The organism is Arthrobacter sp. Dra40 (genome assembly GCF_059091905.1).
On record NZ_JBNHHB010000005.1, the window covers coordinates 67,346 to 87,396 of the forward strand.

The window sequence follows — 20,051 nt, forward strand, 5'->3', positions numbered from 1 at the left end:
GCGAACCGCTGGGCGGACACGCGGCGGGAAACATGCCCGGAAGCGGACCACACGGCGGCAGCCGGACCGCTGCGGTGCCGGACAGCGTCCGGGCCGCGGGCCTGCGCCGGATGAAGCTGCTGGCCACCGGATTGCTGGTGGTCCTGGCCCTGGTCTTCATGGTCTCCTTCGCCTTGCAGGAAAGCTATCCGTGGCTGGGCTACGTTCGGGCCGCGGCCGAAGGCGGCATGGTGGGCGCCCTGGCGGACTGGTTTGCGGTGACCGCGCTGTTCAAGCACCCGATGGGGCTGAAGATCCCCCACACCGCGATCATTCCGCGCCGCAAGGACCAGATCGGGGCGAGCCTGGGCCAGTTCGTGGAGGAGAATTTCCTGGCCGAGGACGTGGTCAAGGCCAAGATCGGCTCGCTCGGCATTACCGCCAAGGCCGGGCTCTGGCTGGAACGGCCGGAGAACACCGAACGGGTCGCCCGCGAGGGAGCCACGGCCATCCGCGGGGCCCTGCAGGTGCTCAACGACGAGGACGTGCAGGCATTGATCGAGTCGCTGGCCCGCCGGCACCTGCTGGATCCGCCGTGGGGTCCGCCGCTGGGGCGGCTGGCCGAGCATGTGCTGCGCGACGGCCACCACCTGAAGCTGGTGGATCTGCTGCTGGACCGTGCCGCCGACTGGGTGCTGGACAACCAGGACACCGTGGCACGGCTGGTCTCCGACCGCTCGCCGACCTGGGTGCCGCAGTTCGTGGATTCGTTGGTGGGCGACAAGGTGCATCTGGAGCTGTACAAGTTCATCCTTGCGGTGCAGGCCGACCCGGACCATCCGATGCGGCGGCAACTGGACGCCTATCTCAACTCCTTGGCGCAGGATCTGCAGCATGACCCGGAGATGATGGCGCGGGTCGAAGCGATCAAGCACAATGCGCTGGGCGATCCCGAAGTGCGGGCGCTGGCGACCCGGACCTGGGAGACGCTGAAAACCGCGCTGCTGGAGGCGGTGGAAGATCCGCAGAGCGAGTTGAGCCTGGCGTTCAAGCGGGCGGTGGCTGACTTCGGCCACCGGCTGGCGACCGATGCGGAACTGGCGGCCAAAATCGACGGCTGGATCGAGGAGGCGGCGGGGTACCTGGTCCGGACCTACCGTTCGCAAATCGCCAGCGTCATCACCGAGACAGTGGAGCGCTGGGACGCGCAGGAGACCTCGCGCAAGATCGAGCTCCAAGTGGGCCGGGATCTGCAGTTCATCCGGATCAACGGCACCGTGGTCGGTTCGCTGGCCGGGCTGACCATCTTCACGCTGGCCACCGCCGTCTTCGGCTAGCCTATGCCCGGCGGATTCAGCCGGCCCAGAAGAAGCGGACGCGCTGGCCGGGCCGGGCCTGGGCGAGCAGTGGCAGGTCCGCCGCTGCCACCACGGCCGGCACCGGGTACCCGCCGGTCACCGGATGGTCGGCCAGGAACACGGTGGGCAGCCCCGAGGGCGGCACCTGCACCGCGCCGGTGACCATGCCCTCGCTGGGCAGTTCCCGTTCAACCACCCGCTGCAGCGGCCGCCCCAGCAACCGCAGCCCCACACGGTTGCTGTCGGCACTCACCGACCAGTTGCCGAGCGCCAACCGCCGGCGGGTGTCCGGGGCGAACCAGTCCAGCCGCGGGCCGGGCTGCAACCGCACCGCCACGGGGCCGGCGGGCGGAAGCGGCACCGGAGTCCATGCTGACTCGAGGGAAGGCGTGCCGGCGCCGACCCGCAGCACGTCCCCGTCCTGCAACCGCGCCGGGCCCATGCCGGAGAGCAGATCGGTGGCCGCCGACCCCATCGGCGCCTCGGCCATGATGCCGCCGGCCACTGCCAGGTAATAGCGCAGTCCGGACGTGGCCACGGCGATCTCCAGCCGCTGGCCCGCTTTGATCCGGAACGGACGGTAACGCTCCCTGCTCCTACCCGCTACCGACACCTCGCCGCAGGCGCCGGTCAGCGCAACCACCGCGTCGTCGTCGAACTGCAGAACCGCCCCGCCCAGCAGCAGCTCCAGGCCGGCCGCGGATTCCGGGTTGCCCACCAGCCGGTTGGCCGCGCGCAGGGCCCGTGCATCGAGCGCACCGGACGGGCTGACCCCAATGGCGGCATGGCCCGGCCGGCCGAGGTCCTGCACCAGCAGTTCCGGCCCCGTCTTGACCACCGTAATCACCGGCTACACCGCCCTGAACCGGACGCGCGTCCCCGGCGCTATCAGCGCAGGCTGCTCCCGCGCGGGGTCCCACAGCCGCGCCTCGGTCCTGCCGATCAGCTGCCAGCCGCCGGGCGACGCCGACGGGTAGACGCCGCTGAACTCACCCGCCAGGCCCACGGATCCGGCGGGCACCCGGGTCCGCGGCTCGGCCAGCCGCGGCACCTGCAGCGGATTCTCGGGTGCCACCAGATAGGCGAATCCGGGTGCGAAGCCGGTGAACGCGGCCGTCCACTCGCAGTGCTGATGCCGCCGGACCACCTCGGCCTCGCTCACGCCCAGCAGCCGCGCTACCGCCGGCAGGTCCTGGCCCGAATAGTCCACCTCAAGGGTGACGATGTCCCCTGGGTCTTCGGCGGTGCTCGCTTCGGCATCGCGCGGTGCCGTTTGTTCCAGCCATTCGCGAACGACGGCGGTGCTCGCCGGGGCGGCGAATGTCACCAGGATGGTGCGGGCAGCGGGAACCAGTTCCGTGACCCCGGGCGGCGGCGAAGCCGAGAGCGCGGAGTAGTGCGCCAGGACGTCGTCAAGGGTCGTGAATTCGGCCAGCAGTGCGCCCTCGCCGAAGGGCAGGATCCGCACCCTACCGTCCGGATGTCCGTGCGGCATCGGTGAAGGGACGGACGCTGATGCCCGCCGCGGCCAGCCGCCGCCGGACCAACCGGGCCATGGCCACTGCCCCGGGAGTATCGCCGTGGACGCAGAGCGAATCGGCCGCGCCCCGCAGGGCGAATTCCACCGCACGGTCGGCAATCTGCTCCAGGTCTTCCAGCAGGTCGCCCGGCTCGCCGCGCGGGATCAGCGTGCCGTCGCTGCGGTAGCCGCGATCCACGAACGCCTCCCGGAACACCGGCAGCCCGGCACCGGCAGCCAGCTCCAGCACCGCGGATCCGGGTAACCCCAGGATGGGAAGCTGCGGATCGAAAGCGCCGACCGCCTCCACCACTGCCGCGGCCTGGGTGCGGTCGTGGACTATCCGGTTGTAAAGCGCGCCGTGCGGCTTTACATAGGCGATGGGCGTTCCCACCCCGCGGGCAATCCGGTCGAGCGCGGCCAGTTGGGACGCGACGTCGGCAACCAAGTCGGCCGGCGCCACCTCCATGGACCGACGGCCGAATCCGGCCCGGTCCTGGTAGGAAACGTGCGCGCCCACCGCCACCCGGTTCTCGGCCGCGCGGCGGCAGCTGGCCAGCATGGTTTCCTCGTCGCCGGCGTGGTAGCCGCAGGCTATGTTGGCGCTGGTGATCAACGGGAACATCGCAGCGTCGTCGCCCATCAGCCGGCCCTCGACGGATTCGCCGAGGTCGCTGTTCAGGTCGATCCCCGGTTGGTCACTCGCCGTCATCGTCAGCGGACTCCGTGATGGCTTTGGGGCCCTTGCGCTTGAGCACGGGCAGCTTCTCCACCATTTTGGCGGTCAACCGCCCCGGCGCCGCCGGAAGCTCGCCCAGCCGGTACCGGTTCTCGACCAGGTCCTCCACCAGGGACATTGGCAGGGCCAGCGGCGGTTCGCCGAAGGCCGTTTTGGTGGCGCCGATGACGCGCCGGCCCATGACGTGGTTGCCCACACCGCCCACCGCCGCACCAATGCCGAATGGAATGACCCGGCCCAGCATCGCGGTACCCTGCTTGGCCACCAATTTGGCCAGGAAACGTTTCTTCAGGCTGTCCACCAGTGAACTGACCATGCCGGAGGACATGGTGCTGCCCACCGCGTTTCCCCAGGCGCGGGCCGGATTCCCGCCGCGTCCTCCGGCCTGTCCGGCGAACTCCTTGATCAGCGAGCGGCCCTCCTCGCCCATCAGGATGGCCAGCACCAGCGCCTGCGAGCGCTCTGGGTTCTCAGTGTCTATGCCGTGCAGCTCTGCGATGGACTGGGCGAAGAGCGCCGTGGATTCCAGGAAGCCAACAGTTGCCACCGCCGAAAGGCCCAGTGAGGCCAGCGCATTGATCCCGGGAACGACCGCGGTGGCTCCTACCGCCGCTCCGCCGGAGCTCACCGTTGTCAGATAGTGCTTCTCCAGCTTCGCGGCCAGCTCCGCCGGCGTGGCGTCCGGATACTTGCGCCGCAGCCGGTCCAGGTTGGCCAGCACCAACGGCCGCTGGACGTCCAGGGCCCTCATGAAGGCAGTCGTCGTGCCGGGCTTCGGGTTGCCCTGCTTATCGAAAGCCGCATCCGCAGCCACCCGCATGGCTGGATTGATCTTCCGTCCTTTGGCCACAAAACCTCCTGGAACTCTCAGCACCGCGATGGTGGTCTGGCCTTAAGCCTAAATCACAGCTTCCGGGACGTTTCCGCAAACAGCAAGTATGCTGCCAATTGCACCGCGTACTTCCTATCCGACGGCCGGCAGCAGCACTGGCTGCGCCGGCCGCCCTATGTCAAAGGAGTTAGTGGCTATGAGAATCGGATCATCAATTGCGTTGATTGCCATCGGCGCCATCCTGGCTTTCGCTGTTGCGGACGTCGTGGATTTCATCGACCTGACACTAATCGGCTGGATCCTCATGGGGGTCGGCGTGCTGGGCCTGATCATCTCGATCGTCATGGCCGTTCCCCGCAGAGACCACCGGGTGACCGAGAGCCGCCAAGTGCAGGACCCGAACACCGGCGAAACCATCCGTCGAGACGAAACCCGCGGCAGCCTATAGGCCAAACTCCAGAGTCGGCAGCCAGGCCCGATGGCGCGGGGCCGCGGAGCTCAGCGCGGCTTCTTGCTTCCCAGCGCCACCAGCGAGAGCACGATGCCCGCCCCGCTGACCAGCGTGGCGATGTACGCCAAGAGCGGCGTGCCGCTGGCCGCGCCCAGGGCCAGGCTGAGCGGCAGCCAGAGCACGGCCCAGCCGAGCACGGCGAACAACGGCGCGTAGCGTTCGCCCCGAGCCGTCCACCGGTACGCACAGATCGCCAGCACCACGACGGCGAGCGCGCCGGCTAGGGAGATCACGGCGAGGGCGCCGCCCGCGTCCGGCTCATCCCGTGCCCCGGTGGCATAGGCGGTCATCGCGTCCACGGCCATCACGATGACACCGGCCGCGATGACCAGCAGCAGGACGTTGCCTGCCTGGATCAACAGCATGCGGCGCACATCGGGTCTCATGCTGCCTCCTCACTGCAGGTCCTCTGTGAGCGCAGTGCCCCCGGCGGAACATGTCCGCCCGGGGCACTGCGTCCGTGCATTGCGCCGTTCTTACCAGCGCACCTTCTTCTCCGGCGGAACATGTCCGCCCGGGGCACTGCGTCCGTGCATTGCGCCGTTCTTACCAGCGCACCTTCTTCTCCGGCGGCCCCTGCCTGCCGCTGGCGTGCTTCGGCTTGTGGCTGTTGCCGATGCTGTGCCAGGCAGGCAGATCGCCTGCTTTCGCGCCCCGCGAGGACGCCAACTTGGCCTGCTGCTCAGCGGTCAGCTTGGCGGCTGCGGCCGGAGCGAGGTGGATGTTCGGTGTATTGAATTCTGCGGGCTTCGGCGCCCGCGGATCGATATCAGTCATGGCTCTCCTTCGGTATTCTCGTCGAGCCTGCTGGAGACTTTTCCGCCGGATCAGAGCTGAAGGCGAAGACGCCACATAGCCGGATCAGATCCGGAGAGCGGGGGTGGATTCAGGGAACCACTCGCGAGGTAGAGCCTCAGCAAGCATTGTTTCGGTTGTCGGTTTTGACCGGTCCAAGACCTGGTTACTCGAAAATCAGAATTCCCATGGCGCACAGCCTAACAGCGTCGCCCGGCATCCGGTAGATTCAAAACAGAGGCCGGCGACAAGGGGGACCATGTCCGCATCACAGTTCGACCAGCGGTACGACTCGATCTACCAGCGGGGCGGTGAAGCCCATGAATCTGCGCGAAGCGGCGGCCGGCCCGCCGCGCCCCAGATAGCCGCGGCCAGGCCCGCGGCGCCCACCGCCGATCATGCCCAGGATGCCCGACCCGCCTTCAGTCCGGCAGCAATGAAGCTTGAGGGCGACAGTGTCGCGCAGTCGACCGGCATTGCCGAGATCATTCCGCCGGACGCGGCGCCACAGGTCCGGCCGGAAGGCGCTCCCGCTGCGCGCCGGAAGATCAATCCCTACCTGGTGGCACTCTGGGTGCTTGGCCTAGCGCTCTCCGCCTTCGGCGCGTGGGCGTCATTCGCGCCGTATCTCATCGAGATGCAAGCCATGGCTGCGCCGAGCAGCCCGTTCGGGCCGCCGTGGTCTTTCCTGTTGTCCACCGTGGCACCCAGTGTGCTGGTCGCCGGGCTGATTACTATCGCCGGTGTGCTCACCCTGCACGCGGTCGGCTGGATGCGCCGGCACGGTTAAGCGACGCCGCTGCCGGGATTCGGGCGGCTCTCGGGCATCCACTGCCCAGCAGGCGCCCTTTTCATGCTCGAAAGGGGCGCCTGCTGAATACTACTTTCGGGCGGAGTTGCCCCAGCGGTCAGATCAGGCCGTCGGCCAGATGGTCGGGCGTTCCGAAGCGGTGCGCGGTGATGCTGACCGCTTGCTCGTGCAAGAAGGGCAGCATTTCCAACCGGCCGGCTTCGGTCACGGGGTGGGCATAGACCGCCACATCCGGCCGTCCACCGGTAGCGACGGCGAGTGCCTTGGCGTCCCCGCCGATCAAGCGGATCCGGCCGGCACCGAGCCGGGGCACCCGAGCCAGCCAGGCGCCGTCGTCCTCCACCGTCACGGCAAGGCCCAGCTCCGTGGCCACCGCCTGCAATGACGCGGGAAGCGCGACGGCGGTGGAAACCGCCACCTCGGAGCCCGCCAGCACGCCGGCGGCCAGCACGCGGACCAGCTGTGCCAGCGGTTCTCCTTCGGAGAGTCGGACCGTCACCGGAACCGGCAGGTAGCGGAACACGTTGCGCTCCGCGCTCAGCCCGGAGACGTCCCTCGCCGCGCCGAACTCCTCGGCCCAGGCCGCGGCATCGGAACGCAGCGAGCGCTCCAGTCCGCCCAGCTCCTCGGCGGACAGTGCCTGCCTGGTCCTGCGCGCGGCGTCCAGCAGCTTCGCCGCGGCACCGTGCACCTCCGCCGTGGCGGTGGACGGAGCAGTCTCCCACTCACCCAGCCCCATCAAGTAGTTGGGCCCGCCGGCCTTGGTGCCGGCGCCCACCGAGGACTTCTTCCAGCCGCCGAACGGCTGGCGCCGCACGATGGCTCCGGTGATACCGCGGTTCACGTAGAGGTTGCCGGCCTGAATGTTCTCCAGCCAGTAATCCAACTCGTCCGCATCCAGCGAATGCAGGCCGGAGGTCAGCCCGTAGTCGATGTCGTTGGTCATGGCCACCGCTTCTTCCAGGGTTTCGGCGCTCATCACACCGAGGATCGGGCCGAAGAACTCGGTCAGGTGGTAGCGGGATCCGCGCGCCACTCCGGTCCGCACACCGGGGCTCCAGAGCTTCCCGGAATCGTCCAGCTGCCGGGGCTCGATCTGCCAGCTTTCCCCGGTGCCGAGCGTGGTCAGCCCGTCCAGCAGCTTGCCTTCGGCGGGCGCGATGATCGGGCCCATTTGCGAGGTCGGGTCCTCGGGGTAGCCCACCTTCATGGACGTGACCGCATCCACCAGCTGGTTGCGGAACCGCGGCGAGGTGGCGGCGGATCCCACCAAGATCACCAGCGATGCCGCGGAGCACTTCTGGCCGGCATGGCCGAACGCGGAGTACGCCACGTCCTTGGCGGCCAGGTCGAAGTCGGCGCTGGGGGTGACGATGATGGCGTTCTTGCCGGACGTCTCGGCCAGCAGCGGCAGGTCCGGACGGAAGGAACGGAACAATTCGGCGGTCTCGTAGGCGCCGGTGAGAATCACCCGGTCCACCTCGGGGTGCGAGATCAGCTGCTTGCCAAGTTCACGCTCGCCCAGCTGCACCAACTGCAGCACGTCGCGCGGTACGCCGGCTTCGTCCAGCGCCTCCCACACCGCCTCCACCATCACGGCACCGGTGAGTGCGGCCTGCTGGGCAGGCTTAATCACGACGGCGGAGCCCGCGGCCAGCGCGGCCAGCACACCTCCGGCGGGGATCGCCGTCGGGAAATTCCACGGCGGGGTCACCACGGTCAGTTTCGATGGGACGAAGGTGGCGCCGTCCACGGTGTCCAGCTTCCGGGCCAACTCGGCGTAGAAATGCGCGAAGTCGGCGGCCTCGGAGACTTCCGGGTCGCCCTGGTCCAGGGTCTTGCCGGCCTCGGCGGCCATCACCTCCAGCAGCCGGGCGCGGTTGGCGTTCAGTTTGTCGCCTGCCTTGTGCAGCACGTCGGCGCGCTCGGCGCCGCTCATGGCGCCCCAGCTCTTGGACTGCTCCACGGCGTTGGCGATCACCTGCTCCAACCCTGCCTCGTCCCGGATCTGTGCGGCCGCAACCGCATCAAGACCGAGCGTCGAAGCCGGCACACGGGCCAGGATCTCCCTGCCCCAGGCCAGGTTGGCGGGCAGCGACGGATCGGTGTCCGGGATGTTGTCGAAGGAGTCGGTCGGACGGGTCGGTTCCGGCTTGGTCCGGTCCTGCTGCCGGGCCGGTTCCGGCACTTCGTCGTCGAGCGCTTCCAGCGAGGCGAGGAAGCGCTGCTTTTCGCGTTCGAACAGCCGCTCGTTCTTGCTGAGTTCGAAGACCGCGGACATGAAGTTTTCGCTGCTGGCGCCTTCTTCCAGCCGGCGGATCAGGTAGGCGATCGCCACATCGAACTCGGCGGGATGGACCACCGGCGTGTAGAGCAGCAGCGAACCCACGTCCTTTTTCACCGCTTCGGCCTGGCCCTGCGCCATGCCCAGCAGCATCTCGAAGTCGATGCCGGCCTCCACGCCGCGCTGCTTGGCGAGCAGCCATGCGAACGCGACGTCGAAGAGGTTGTGCCCGGCCACGCCGATGCGCACGTTGCCGATCCGCTCCGGCTGCAGGGCATAGTTGATCACGCGCTTGTAGTTGGTGTCCGAGTCCTGCTTGGTTTCCCACGTGGCCAGCGGCCAGCCGTGCAGCGACGCTTCCACCTGCTCCATGGGCAGGTTGGCGCCCTTGACCACCCGCACCTTGATGGCGGCGCCGCCGCGGGAACGGCGGGCGGCGGCCCATTCCTGCAGCCGGATCATGGCCGGGAGTGCGTCCGGCAGGTAGGCCTGCAGCACAATGCCGGCTTCCAACTGCTCGAACTCGGGCTGGTCCAGGATCTTGGTGAAGACCGCCATGGTCATCTCCAGGTCCTTGTATTCCTCCATGTCCAAGTTGATGAACTTGCGCTTCGGGGAGGTGGCTGCCTGCCGGTAGAGCGGGGTGAGGCTTTCGACGACGTGCTCCACCGCCTCGTCGAAAGCCCAGTGAGAGTGCGGGGCCACGGTGGAGGAGACCTTGATCGAGACGTAGTCCACGTCGTCGCGGGCCAGCAGGTGCTTGGTGCCTTCCAGCCGGCGTTCGGCCTCGCGGCTGCCCAGGACCGCCTCGCCCAGCAGGTTGATATTCAGCCGAACATCGTCTTTGCGGATCTTGGCGATCGCCGGCCCCAGCTTGGCATCGGTGGCATCGACGATCAGGTGGCCCACCATTTCCCGCAACACCCGGCGGGCCGCAGGGATGACCACTTGAGGCAGTACCGGCGCCAAGGCGCCGCCCGTACGCACGGCGGCGCGCATGTACCAGGGCAGGAAGGCCGGAGCCTTCGGCGCCAGCGTGGCCAGGTTGCGGGCCGCGACCTTCAGATCCTCAGGCCGGATCACGCCGTCGACGAATCCGACGGTGAATTCCAAGCCATGGGGATCGTTCAGCACACCGGCCAACTGCTCGGCCGCGGCGTCGGCCGGAACTTTCTCTGCTTCGGTCAGCCAGTGGCGGACCAGCTTGATGGTGTCGGCGGCGAGGTCGGCCGCCTGCGTACCGGCAAAACTTGTGGTCTGCATCGGTGCCTCCTTGAGGACGTCGGTCACGGCAGCATCTGTCCCTTCAACGTAATTGCATTGTTAGTTAAGGACCAGTATGGAACTAGACTTCGTGAAGAAAAAGCGATCTTTTCCGACTAGTAATCATCGGCTTTCGTGATGAATGGAGCGCTCATGCTGGATGTCCGAAGGCTTCGGCTGCTGCGGGAGGTCAAAGTGCGCGGCACCCTGGCCCAAGTGGCCACCGTATTGAACCTGAGCCCGTCATCCGTGTCCCAACAGCTCACCCTGCTGGAGAAAGAAGCCGGCGTGGAACTGCTGCGCAAGGCCGGCCGCCGCGTCCAGCTCACGCCGCAGGCGGAGATCCTGGTGGCCCACACGGAGTCGTTGTTGTCCCGGCTTGAACGGGCCGAAACAGACCTGGCCGCATCCCTGACCACGGTGACCGGAAGCGTTCGGCTGGCGGTCTTCCAGTCCGCCGCGCTGGCGCTGCTGCCCGAGGCGCTCACCAGGATGCGGCAGCGGTACCCGGAGGTGCGAATCGAGATGGTCCAGCGGGAACCGGAAACCGCGCTGTACGAGACGTGGGCGCGCGACTTCGACCTGGTAGTAGCCGAGCAGTACCCGGGCCACGCCGCACCTCACCACCCCGAACTGGACCGCAAGAGACTCACCACCGACGCCCTCCGGCTCGCCGTCCCTCCGGCCGGCCTGCCCGGCGGGGAGGCCAGGTCCCTCGAAGATGCCGGCGGCTTGCCCTGGGTGATGGAACCGCACGGGGCAGCGTCCCGGCACTGGGCGGAACAAGCATGCCGCCAAGCCGGCTTTGAACCGGACGTCCGCTACGAAACCGCTGACCTGCAGGCCCAGATCCGGCTGATCGAATCCGGCAATGCGGTGGCTTTCCTCCCGGATTTGGTCTGGAGCGGCCGGGGCATCACCTGCCGGATGCTGGACCTGCCGGATCATCCCCGCCGGACCGTCTTTACCTCCGCACGCCGGGCGTCGGCCAACCGGCCCGCCATTCTTGCGCTCCGGGAAGTTCTGGAGGAAACCGCCCGGAAGGTCAGCGGCGGGCGCCAATAGCTGGCGGTCAAGCGAGCGCCAGCGAGCGCGTGGAGACCCGGCCGGTCCCACCACTCAGGGGCGCAGGTCCAGGCTGAGGTTGCCGTGGACCGTGGCGTAGACGCGAAGACCACCAGACTTCACCGGCAGCCCCTCCCCCGGCGCCAGGATCCGCCGCGGAGGCCCTTCCAAGCCATCCAGCCCCAGCTGCACAAACAGGTCCACCAACACATTGCCCAGTCCGGCCAGTTCGGCCCGCGGCAGAACGGCACAGTACCCGCCGGCGTCGTGCTTGGCGTCGAAGCTCCGCGCCTCAGCAGTCCCGCGCCCGCGCCCGATCACCCGGACGGATTCGAACTCGGCTGTCGGTTCAAAGTGCAGGCCAAACGCCACCGACTCTTCGTCCAGTTGCGGCAGCAGGGCGCGCGGCGTCGGCTTCAGTGCTTCCTCGGTGTCCGCCAGCTTCAGCAGGCCTTCCGCATCCCGTGCCCGGACCAGCTGCGAGCGTTGCCGGAAGGGGAAGTCCAGCTGAGCGTCCAGCCGCTCCGGGATGTACTGGTCCACGAAGCCGGCGTGCGCTTCCACCCAGCGCTTGCGGATACCGGCAGGCATCGAACGGTAGCGGGAGGGCACGTACGTGCGAAGTAGTTTGCGCCGATACAAGTCCAGGACCAGCTGCTCGGCTTGATCCGCGTCGTCCCGGTTCTCCGTGATGATTCGGGCGATCTCTGCCACCGAGCCGGTGTAGCTTTCCGGGACGGCGCGCTGCGAACTGATGTTCGTACCGTCGTGCCGGGTCCGGATGAAGTAGTAGTCGTAGTCGGCCGCAATCGCATTCCGCCGCGAGGCCAGGTAGCAGCGGGTCAGCATCATGCCGTCTTCCAGCCGGACCTTGCCTTCCGGGAAACGAATGCCGTGGGTGTCCAGCAGCTCGCGCCGGATCAACTTCTGCGGCGAGAGCGTCCCCAGGATCTTCCGCACCGGCACGTCGGGGACGGTCTCGGTGAAAAGCGAGGACTGGACCCGCCGGCCACCGATCCCGACCATCCGCGGCGCCAGCACATCCACCTGATGCCGGTCGGCGAACGCCACCATCCGGCGCAGCGCCTCGACCCCCAGCTTGTCATCGGCGTCGCAAAAGAAAAGGTAGTCCGACGTGCTGGCGTTGATCCCCACGTTGCGCGGTTTTCCCGGCCAGCCGCTGTTCTGCTGGTGGATCACGCGCCAGTTCGGGTGCTTCGCCACGTACTGGTCCAGCAGCTTGCCGCCCTCATCCGTGGAGCCGTCGTCCACGGCCACGACCTCAAAGAGCGCGGGGTCCATATCCTGCGCCGCCAGCGAATCCAGCAGTTCCCTCAGGTACGGCATCGCATTGAACACGGGGATGACTACGGACACCCGGGCCGTCTGCGCGCTGGCCGTCGGGCCGGAGTCGCTCTCCCGCACGCGGATTTGCCCCGCCCGGGCCGCGTACGTCTTCAGCTTGCGCTGGGCCCCCGCCAGCTTGTCCTTGATGGCCACGATGTCCCCTTTGATCGTTTGCCGTTACTGCATTCTGCCACGGCCGTCTAGGACCCGGGCGGGCAAGACAGTCGGCACCCAAATCCCCCATCGGACGCTTCGAACCTTGCCCGCTCCCCCGTCACTCTTTCGGCGTTCGCGGACCCGCTTCCACGCCGGCTCGGTCTGACCCCGACGCACCATCCAGCAGTTGTGCCAGATGCACGCCGCGGCGGCGGGCCAGGTCGGTGAGCTGGGTTCGGCAGGAGAACCCGTCGGCCAGCAGTACGGCATCAGGTCCGGCCGACCTGACTGCCGGCAGCAACTGGGTCTCGGCAACGGCCACGGAAACGTCGTAGTGGCCGCGCTCCACGCCGAAGTTGCCGGCCAGTCCGCAGCACCCGCCCAGGCTTTGCACGCTGGCGCCGGCGTCGCGCAGCAGGCCCAGGTCGGTTCCCCAGCCGAGGACGGCGTGGTGGTGGCAATGCGGTTGGGCCACTATCTCCTCCCCCGCTAACGACGGCGGTGTCCACCCGTGGGTGCCAGCCAGCAGTTCCGCGAGGGTGCGGGTGGCTTGGGCGACCGGGAGCGCCTTGCCGCCGAGCAGCTCTAGCGCATCGGACCGCAGCACAGCGGTGCAGGACGGTTCCAGTCCCAGCACCGGCACGCCGTCCGCTGCGTAGGCGGCGAGCGCGTCAACGGTGCGGTCCACGATCCGGCGCGCGGTGTCGAGCTGTCCGGTGGAGATCCACGTCAGCCCGCAGCAGAGCCGTTCGCCTGGAACGAGCACCTCGTAGCCGGCACGCTCCAGCACCCTGACGGCCGCGTGCCCGATCTCCGGCGAGAAGTAGTTGGTGAAGGTGTCGGCCCACAACAGCACCTTTCCGTTCGGTGCCGCGGCAGCGGAAGGATCCCGGTTCCGGAACCAGTGGTCGAACGTCTCCTGCGCGAACTGCGGAAGTCCGCGCCGTACATCCACCCCGGCCAGCCCTAATCCGGCCTGGCGCAGGCCCGGGACCTTCAGCAGTCCATTCGCAAGTTGCGGTGCAAACGAGGCCAGTCTGGCCCAGCGCGGCAGCCAGCCGAGCGAGTAGTGCGACGCCGGCCGCAGTCGGCCACGATAGCTCTGGTACAAGACCTCGGCCTTGTAGGAGGCCATGTCGATTCCGGTGGGGCAATCGGAGAGGCAGCCCTTGCAGGACAGGCACAGGTCCAGCGCCTCATGCACTGCCGGCGAGCGCCAGTCCGGCACCACGTCGGCCGGCCCGCCGCTCCCGCCCATCGCGCCGCCGGGGACGGCACCGCCGACGCGGGCACCGCCGTCGTCATCACCGCCCGAGGCACGCAGGATCATTTCCTGCAGCGCGCGGGCGCGGCCGCGGGTCGAGTCCTTCTCCTCCCTGGTGGCCACGTAGGACGGGCACATCACCATGCCCGGCCGGGTCGACGCGTCCGTGCGGCACTGGCCGATCCCGGTGCAGCGGTGGACCGCCCGGCTGAAGTCGCCGCCGTCGTGCTGGTAGGAAAAACCCAGCGGAATCCGGACCGGCTTGGCCGCGGCGGTGCGGATGTCCGCGTCCAGCGGCCTTGGGTCCACCAGCACGCCCGGGTTGAGCAGGTTCTCCGGGTCCAGGATGCCCTTGACCGTGCCGAACAGGCGCATGGCCTCCGGCGAGTAGATCCGCGGCAGCAGCTCGCCGCGGACCCGGCCGTCGCCATGCTCGCCGGAGAGCGAGCCGCCGTAGCGGGCCACCAGGTCGGCCGCGTCGCTCATGAAGGCACGGTATTCTCCGCGGCCGTCGGTTTCGTTGGGGCCGCGGTTGCCGAACGGGAAGTCCAGTCGCACGTGCACGCAGCCGTCGGCGAAGTGCCCGTACGGGAAACCGCTAAACCCGTGCCGCTCCACCAGGTCGTCGAACTCGCGCAGGTAGGCGCCCAGCCGTTCCGGCGGCACGGCCGCGTCCTCCCAGCCGGAGTGCGCCGGCTCCCCGGCCGGCGACCGCCCCGACAGCGCGGATCCGTCCTCGCGGATTTTCCACAGCGCGGCGGCCTCGGCCGGACGGTCCACCACCCGGGCGTCCACGGCCTCCGGCAGCCGGAGCATCCGGGCGGCGCGGTCCGCCACGTCGGCGGCGTGGTCGCCGGCCAGCTCCACGAACAGCCACGCGGCGCCGGCGGGCAGTTCCGGCACGGAGCCCGGCCCCTTCCGGCTGCGCACCACGTCCACAATCCGCCTGTCCAGCCCCTCGCAGGCGGTCGGCGAAAAGGCCATCACTTCCGTCACCACGTCGGCGGCGGTGCCGATGTCGGCAAACCCCAGCGCCACCATCGTCTTGTGCGCCGGGTCCTTGACCAGCCGCACTCCCGCTTCCAGCACGACGGCGAGGGTCCCCTCGCTGCCCACCAGCGCCTTGCGCAGGTCGAATCCCTTCTCCGGCAGCAGGTGCTCCAGGGAATAGCCGGAGACCTGGCGGCCGAAGCGGCCGAATTCGGTGCGCAGCGTCTCCAAGTGGGCGGCGGCCAGTTCGCGCAGCGCCCCGGTCTCCGGCGTGTCCGGGACCTGATTGCCGTCCAGCCGGAGCCGGCGTCCGGAACCGGTGACCAGCTGGAGCTGCTCCACGTTGTCCACGGTGCGGCCGTAGGCCGGGGTGCGGGCGCCACAGGAGTTGTTGCCGATCATCCCGCCGATGGTGCAGCGGGTGTGCGTGGACGGGTCCGGTCCGAAACGCAGTCCGTGGGCCAGCGCCATCCGCTGCAGCGTGGCGTGCACGGTGCCCGGCTGCACGGTGGCGGTGCGGGTGTCGGGGTCCAGCTGAAGCACGCGGTTCATGTGGCGGCTGAATTCCAGCACCACGCCGGGGCCCACCGCGTTGCCCGCTATGGAGGTGCCCGCGCCGCGGGACGTGAGCGGGACGCCGGCCTCTCGGCAGGCTGCCAGCACCGCCAGCACCTCGTCCACATCGTGCGGGAAGGCCACGGCCGCCGGGCGCACCCGGAAGAGCGAGGCGTCCGAAGAGTACACATCCCGGGTGGTGTCGTCGGACCGGACATCCGCCACGCCGTTCCGCCGCAGCGCCTCGAGCACCCTTGCCGCCGCCGCGCCGTCCACCGCAGCCCCGTCAACCGTCTGCATGCCGCTCACACTACCGACCGGCACCGGCAGGTGTCTGCCCCTTATGGCGGCTGGTTTGGCCCGTCCGCTGCAACTGGATCGCCGTTGCGTTTGCCGAGCTCATGCTCGGGGTCGGCCCGAGCAGGTGGGCGGCCATGTGAGCTATACGCCACATCGGCTCGAGGGTCTCACCGGCAATGGCTCAAGCGCGGAAGCATGAAGGCGTTTTCCCTGCTTTCGCGGATCAGGTGGTGTCCCGAGGCCCGCAATGTGGCGCATAACGTACGGTCTCTCGGGACGACGGGCCCGGGTTGGCTGGCGCCGGCATCCTGGTGGTGTGGGCCGGCCTGCGCACCACCCGGCCGGTGCTAGGCAAGGTTCTGGCCGCCGGCCGCTGAGCGGCTGGGGCCGATACCGGCCTAAATGAGGCCTGCGCCCCGCCTTCCGCACCTGACCTGCGGAAGACGGGGCACCGCCGTCGTTATTTGCTGTCAGCCCGGTAACGGCCCGCCGGTGCTACCGGCCGGCCGGGGTGAATTGCCGGGCGCCGATGTAGTCCGGCCGCGGGTTTTTGGCGGCAAAGGGTTCCACGGCCGTGTTTTCCACACTGTTATACACAAAGAACAGGTTGGAGCGCGGGTACGGGGTGGCGTTGCCGTTGGAGGCGTGCATGCAGTTGCAGTCGAACATGGTGGCCCCGCCTGCCTTGCCTTCCATCACGTCGATCCCGTAGCGGTCGGCGAATTCACGCAGCGTTGCCTTGTCCGGGGTCCCGGCGCCCTGCATCACCAGCGACTGCTTGTAGTTGTCGTCCGGCGTCGCGCCTACACAGGAGATGTACTCCCGGTGCGATCCGGGCATGATCATCAGCGGACCGTTGTAGGAGTAGTTGCCCGTGAGCGAGATGGAGATGGACACGGTGCGCATGCGCGGCAGCCTGTCCTCCGCATGCCAGGTCTCGAAGTCGGAGTGCCACATGAACTCCTTGCCTTCGAAGCCGGGCTTGAAGTTCACCCGGGACTGGTGGATGTAGACGTCGGAGCCCATCAACTGCTTGGCCCTATCCACCACGCGCGGATCGTTGGCGATCTGCGCGAAAACCTCGCTGATCTTGTGCACCGCGAAGATGGAGCGCACTTCCTGGCTCTTGGCTTCGACGATGCAGCGTTAGTCCGCGCGGACGGCCGGGTCCGCGGCGAGCCGATCCAGCTCCGCCTGGTATGCCTTCACTTCCTCGGGCGAGATCAGCTCCTCAATGTTGAGGTAGCCCTTCTCCTCGAAGCCGGCCAGCGCGGCGGCGTCCATGGGCCCGATTCCGCGGAGCCCCAGACGACCTTGTCCTGGCGGGGTTGCACGCTCGCTGTGCCTGCCGATCGTGTCGGATAGAGGTCAACACGGCTTTGTTCTGCGGTCGCAGTCATCTTTATCCTCCTCGTGGTTTATTTCTTGTGGGTTATTTCTTGGGCCGGGTGCGGAAAAGCCCGGCCGGCACAGTTGCCGACCGGGCCCTCCTGCTGCCGGGGTCAATGAGCCGATTAGGCCTCGACGAGCGGGTACACGCCGTTCTCGTCGTGGACTTCGCGGCCGGTGACGGGCGGGTTGAACACGCAGGCCATCCGCAGCTCGGTGGTGGCGCGGACGGTGTGCTTCTCGTGCCCGTTCAGCAGGTACATGGTGCCGTCGCGCAGGTCGTGGACCTCGCCGGTGACCTCGTTGGTCAGTGTGCCTTCACCCTGCACGCAGTAGACGGCCTCGATGTGGTTGGCGTAGTGGAACGTGGACGTGGTACCGGCGTAGATCACCGTGTCGTGGAAGGAAAAGCCCACGCCTTCCCCTGCCAGCACCATCCGGCGGCTCCGCCAGGTCTCCGACTTCACGTCGCGGTCGGTGTCGTTCAGGTCGTTCAGGTTGGTAACAATCATGGGTACTCCTCGGTGTGGATTGTGAGAAAGCTGTTGATGCGTGGAGGGACGGCGGCTTGCGCGCCGTTGCGGCAGGCGCGCTGGTCGCCTGCCGCCGGAACGACGTTCTAGTGGGCGCCGGCCAGTTCCGGAACCGCTGTGACGGCGCGGGTCGCCTCGATGAGGATGTCCAGGCCGCGGTCCAGGTCTGCCGCGCTGATGGTCAGCGCCGGCATGAGCTTCACGACTTCGCTCTCCGGCCCGGAGGTTTCCACCAGCAGCCCGTTTTGGTAGGCCTCGGCGGCAATCTTGCCAGCGGTCTCGTTGTCGGCAAACTTGACTCCCGCCAGCATTCCGCGGCCGCGCACGCTGGCGCCTTCCACCGAGGCGGCGATCCGTTCCAGGCCCTCGTGCAGCTGGGTGATCCGGGCCTTGACCTGCTGCTGGAACTCACCGGTCCGCCAGTACGTCTCCAGGGCGGCCGTCGCCGTGACGAAGGCCGGGTTGTGGCCGCGGAAGGTGCCGTTGTGCTCGCCGGCTTCCCAGACGTCCAGCTCGGGACGGAACAGGGTCAGCGCCATCGGCAGGCCGAAGCCGGAGATGGACTTGGAGAGGCAGACGATGTCCGGGGTGATGCCTGCTTCTTCGAAGCTGAAGAAGGTGCCGGTGCGCCCGCAGCCGGCCTGCACATCGTCCACAATCAGCAGGATTTCGTGCTTCTGGCACAGCTCGGACAGGCCGCGCAACCAACCGGCGCGGGCGGCGTTCAGGCCGCCTTCGCCCTGGACGGTCTCCACGATGATGGCCGCTGGCTTGTCCACGCCGGACCCGCTGTCTTCGAGTACACGCTCCAGCCACAGGAAGTCCGTGGTTTCGCCGGAGAAGTAATCGTCGTAGGGGATTTTGGAGCTGTTGGTCAGCGGAATGCCCGCGCCCCGGCGCTTCATCGAGTTGCCGGTCACCGACAGCGAGCCCAGGGTCATGCCGTGGAAGGCGTTGGTAAAGGACAGGATGTGCTGGCGCCCGGTGACCTTGCGGGCCAGCTTCAGCGCCGCTTCAACCGTGTTGGTTCCGGTGGGTCCGGGGAACATCACCTTGTAGTCAAGATTGCGCGGCCGCAGGATGACGTCCTGGAAGGTCTCCAAAAACTTCCGCTTGGCCGGGGTCTTCATGTCCAGTGAATGGACCACCGCGCCGCTGGCCAGGTACTCCAGCAGCGGCTGCAGCAGCTTCGGGTTGTTGTGCCCGTAGTTGAGCGCGCCGGCGCCGGAGAAGAAGTCCAAGTAGGTGCGGCCGTCCTCGGCGGTCAGGCTGCTGCCCTCGCCGCGGGTGAACACGGCAGGCCAGCTGCGGCAGTAACCGCGGACCTCGGACTCCAGGGTTTCGAAAATGTCAGTCATGAAAACGCTTCCTTCCTCAGTACGGCCGCGGGCGTCCCCGGGGTACGGGGCAGCGCCACAGCAGCCGCAGGATCGATTCGTGCGGATGTGCGTTGGTACAGGTGGTGTGTGGCCGGCGTGCGGTGCGCACAGTGGCTGACGCCGGCGGGAATTACGTGAGCGGGCCGATCCGGTACAGGTACTCGGTGTCGTGCCCGTCCGGGTAGAGCTCTGCGGTGAACAGCGGCTCGCGTTCCATCGGCGCCTCACGGCGCGACGCGAAGCCGGCGAACAGCCGGTCGGAGGCCTCATTGTCCGCAGTAATGGTGGTTTCCACGTGCTCGGCCCGCACTTGCCCCGCCAAGCGGTCCAGCATCTCGGCGGCCAGCCTGCGGCCGCGGAACTCGTGATCCACGGCGACCTGCCACACCATCAGCGTGCCGGGTTCGCTGGGCCGCATGTAGCCGGTAATAAAGCCGGCCGGCTCGCCGTCCACCGTGGCCATCAGCGACGTCTCGGCGAAGTCGCGGGACCACAGCAGGTAAGAGTAGGACGAGTTCAGGTCCAGGACCTGTGAGTCCCTGGCCATGCGCCACAGGGACTGCCCGTCATGCAGGGTTGGTTTACGGAATTTTGCTTGGATCCTCGGACTGGTCTGGGTTTCTGCTAGTTCTGTAACCATCCCTTCCAACCTAACGAGGATGAAAGCTTTATCAACCGGCCTCCTCCCGATTTGACAAGGGTTGCCGGCATATTCGCGTCCCGTCCGGCCCGCCTCGGTCCCGCCGGATCCCTTGTGCCAGTTGCCAACCAGCGGAATCACGACGGCGGTGTTCGACCCATGGCTTTTCGTTATCATTTCGTGACATTAGCCTGGTGACGGAAGGTTCATGCCCTAGCCAGAACGGCGGCAAGAGCGCCCGACAGGCCGTTATGTGGAGGGCGGGGCGGTTCTTCACCGACGCTGCGGCAAGAGCGGGGTTCCTGCGCGAGTGAGCCTGCTCGACGGCTGGGAGACCGCGGC

Annotated in this window: 16 protein-coding genes and 1 pseudogene; 4 read left to right on the forward strand and 13 right to left on the reverse strand. The window is 68.0% G+C overall.

The features are described 5' to 3' along the window. The first annotated feature begins 32 nt into the window (after nucleotides 1–32). Complete coding sequence (locus tag AC5RWT_RS04215) at nucleotides 33–1,316, forward strand: DUF445 domain-containing protein (RefSeq protein ID WP_494043507.1); 1,284 nt, start codon at nucleotides 33–35, stop codon at nucleotides 1,314–1,316. A gap of 16 nt (nucleotides 1,317–1,332) precedes the next feature. Here AC5RWT_RS04215 and AC5RWT_RS04220 read toward each other — a convergent pair whose 3' ends face one another. The 4 genes from AC5RWT_RS04220 to AC5RWT_RS04235 are packed head-to-tail and all read right to left on the reverse strand — an operon-like array spanning nucleotide 1,333 to nucleotide 4,445. Continuing rightward, nucleotides 1,333–2,184, reverse strand: coding sequence for a 5-oxoprolinase subunit C family protein (locus tag AC5RWT_RS04220; protein WP_494079276.1), 852 nt, complete (start codon nucleotides 2,182–2,184; stop codon nucleotides 1,333–1,335). Nucleotides 2,185–2,187: 3 nt separating this feature from the next. Further along, nucleotides 2,188–2,805 carry a 5-oxoprolinase subunit B family protein gene (locus tag AC5RWT_RS04225; RefSeq protein WP_494079277.1) on the reverse strand — a complete coding sequence of 206 codons (618 nt, stop codon included), beginning with the start codon at nucleotides 2,803–2,805 and terminating at the stop codon, nucleotides 2,188–2,190. 1 nt (nucleotide 2,806) lies between these two features. Beyond that, complete coding sequence (locus tag AC5RWT_RS04230) at nucleotides 2,807–3,568, reverse strand: LamB/YcsF family protein (protein ID WP_494079278.1); 762 nt, start codon at nucleotides 3,566–3,568, stop codon at nucleotides 2,807–2,809. Next, nucleotides 3,555–4,445, reverse strand: a complete 891-nt coding sequence (locus tag AC5RWT_RS04235; RefSeq protein WP_494079279.1) for a hypothetical protein — start codon at nucleotides 4,443–4,445, stop codon at nucleotides 3,555–3,557. Before AC5RWT_RS04235 ends, AC5RWT_RS04230 begins: the two co-directional genes overlap by 14 nt. A 178-nt stretch (nucleotides 4,446–4,623) precedes the next feature. Here AC5RWT_RS04235 and AC5RWT_RS04240 point away from each other — a divergent pair, with 178 nt between their 5' ends. After that, entirely contained in the window at nucleotides 4,624–4,875 is a 252-nt protein-coding gene (locus tag AC5RWT_RS04240; RefSeq protein ID WP_452034129.1) for a DUF6458 family protein, read from the forward strand. A gap of 50 nt (nucleotides 4,876–4,925) precedes the next feature. Here AC5RWT_RS04240 and AC5RWT_RS04245 read toward each other — a convergent pair whose 3' ends face one another. Both AC5RWT_RS04245 and AC5RWT_RS04250 read right to left on the reverse strand, forming a co-directional pair. Beyond that, nucleotides 4,926–5,324, reverse strand: a complete 399-nt coding sequence (locus tag AC5RWT_RS04245; protein WP_494079280.1) for a hypothetical protein — start codon at nucleotides 5,322–5,324, stop codon at nucleotides 4,926–4,928. Between the two features lie 160 nt (nucleotides 5,325–5,484). Continuing rightward, the gene (locus tag AC5RWT_RS04250; RefSeq protein WP_494043408.1) at nucleotides 5,485–5,715 is read right to left on the reverse strand and encodes a hypothetical protein; all 231 of its coding nucleotides are present in this window, start codon (nucleotides 5,713–5,715) and stop codon (nucleotides 5,485–5,487) included. A gap of 277 nt (nucleotides 5,716–5,992) precedes the next feature. Here AC5RWT_RS04250 and AC5RWT_RS04255 point away from each other — a divergent pair, with 277 nt between their 5' ends. After that, nucleotides 5,993–6,523: a hypothetical protein gene (locus tag AC5RWT_RS04255; RefSeq protein ID WP_494079281.1), complete on the forward strand. Its 531-nt coding sequence runs from the start codon at nucleotides 5,993–5,995 to the stop codon at nucleotides 6,521–6,523. A 118-nt stretch (nucleotides 6,524–6,641) separates the two neighbouring features. On the opposite strand, the gene AC5RWT_RS04260 is transcribed toward AC5RWT_RS04255, so the two are convergent. Next, nucleotides 6,642–10,091, reverse strand: coding sequence for a bifunctional proline dehydrogenase/L-glutamate gamma-semialdehyde dehydrogenase (locus AC5RWT_RS04260; protein ID WP_494079282.1), 3,450 nt, complete (start codon nucleotides 10,089–10,091; stop codon nucleotides 6,642–6,644). Nucleotides 10,092–10,244: 153 nt separating this feature from the next. On the opposite strand from AC5RWT_RS04260, the gene AC5RWT_RS04265 reads away from it, so the two are divergent. Continuing rightward, on the forward strand, nucleotides 10,245–11,156 hold the full coding sequence (locus AC5RWT_RS04265; RefSeq protein ID WP_494079283.1) for a LysR family transcriptional regulator: 912 nt from the start codon (nucleotides 10,245–10,247) through the stop codon (nucleotides 11,154–11,156). A 54-nt stretch (nucleotides 11,157–11,210) separates the two neighbouring features. Here the strand turns inward: AC5RWT_RS04265 and AC5RWT_RS04270 are convergent, their stop codons facing one another. The 6 genes and pseudogenes from AC5RWT_RS04270 to ectA form a co-directional block, all read right to left on the reverse strand. Continuing rightward, nucleotides 11,211–12,656, reverse strand: coding sequence for a glycosyltransferase family 2 protein (locus AC5RWT_RS04270; protein WP_494079284.1), 1,446 nt, complete (start codon nucleotides 12,654–12,656; stop codon nucleotides 11,211–11,213). Nucleotides 12,657–12,777: 121 nt separating this feature from the next. Then, nucleotides 12,778–15,768: an FAD-binding and (Fe-S)-binding domain-containing protein gene (locus AC5RWT_RS04275; RefSeq protein WP_494079285.1), complete on the reverse strand. Its 2,991-nt coding sequence runs from the start codon at nucleotides 15,766–15,768 to the stop codon at nucleotides 12,778–12,780. A 495-nt stretch (nucleotides 15,769–16,263) separates the two neighbouring features. Then, nucleotides 16,264–17,052, reverse strand: a pseudogene (gene thpD / locus AC5RWT_RS04280) (ectoine hydroxylase). Between the two features lie 230 nt (nucleotides 17,053–17,282). Then, the gene (locus tag AC5RWT_RS04285) at nucleotides 17,283–17,669 is read right to left on the reverse strand and encodes an ectoine synthase (RefSeq protein WP_494043400.1); all 387 of its coding nucleotides are present in this window, start codon (nucleotides 17,667–17,669) and stop codon (nucleotides 17,283–17,285) included. Between the two features lie 107 nt (nucleotides 17,670–17,776). Then, a complete protein-coding gene (gene ectB / locus AC5RWT_RS04290; RefSeq protein WP_494079286.1) occupies nucleotides 17,777–19,048 on the reverse strand; it encodes a diaminobutyrate--2-oxoglutarate transaminase in 1,272 nt (423 codons plus the stop codon). Between the two features lie 151 nt (nucleotides 19,049–19,199). Further along, entirely contained in the window at nucleotides 19,200–19,709 is a 510-nt protein-coding gene (ectA, locus tag AC5RWT_RS04295; RefSeq protein ID WP_494043398.1) for a diaminobutyrate acetyltransferase, read from the reverse strand. Nucleotides 19,710–20,051 lie beyond the last annotated feature (342 nt).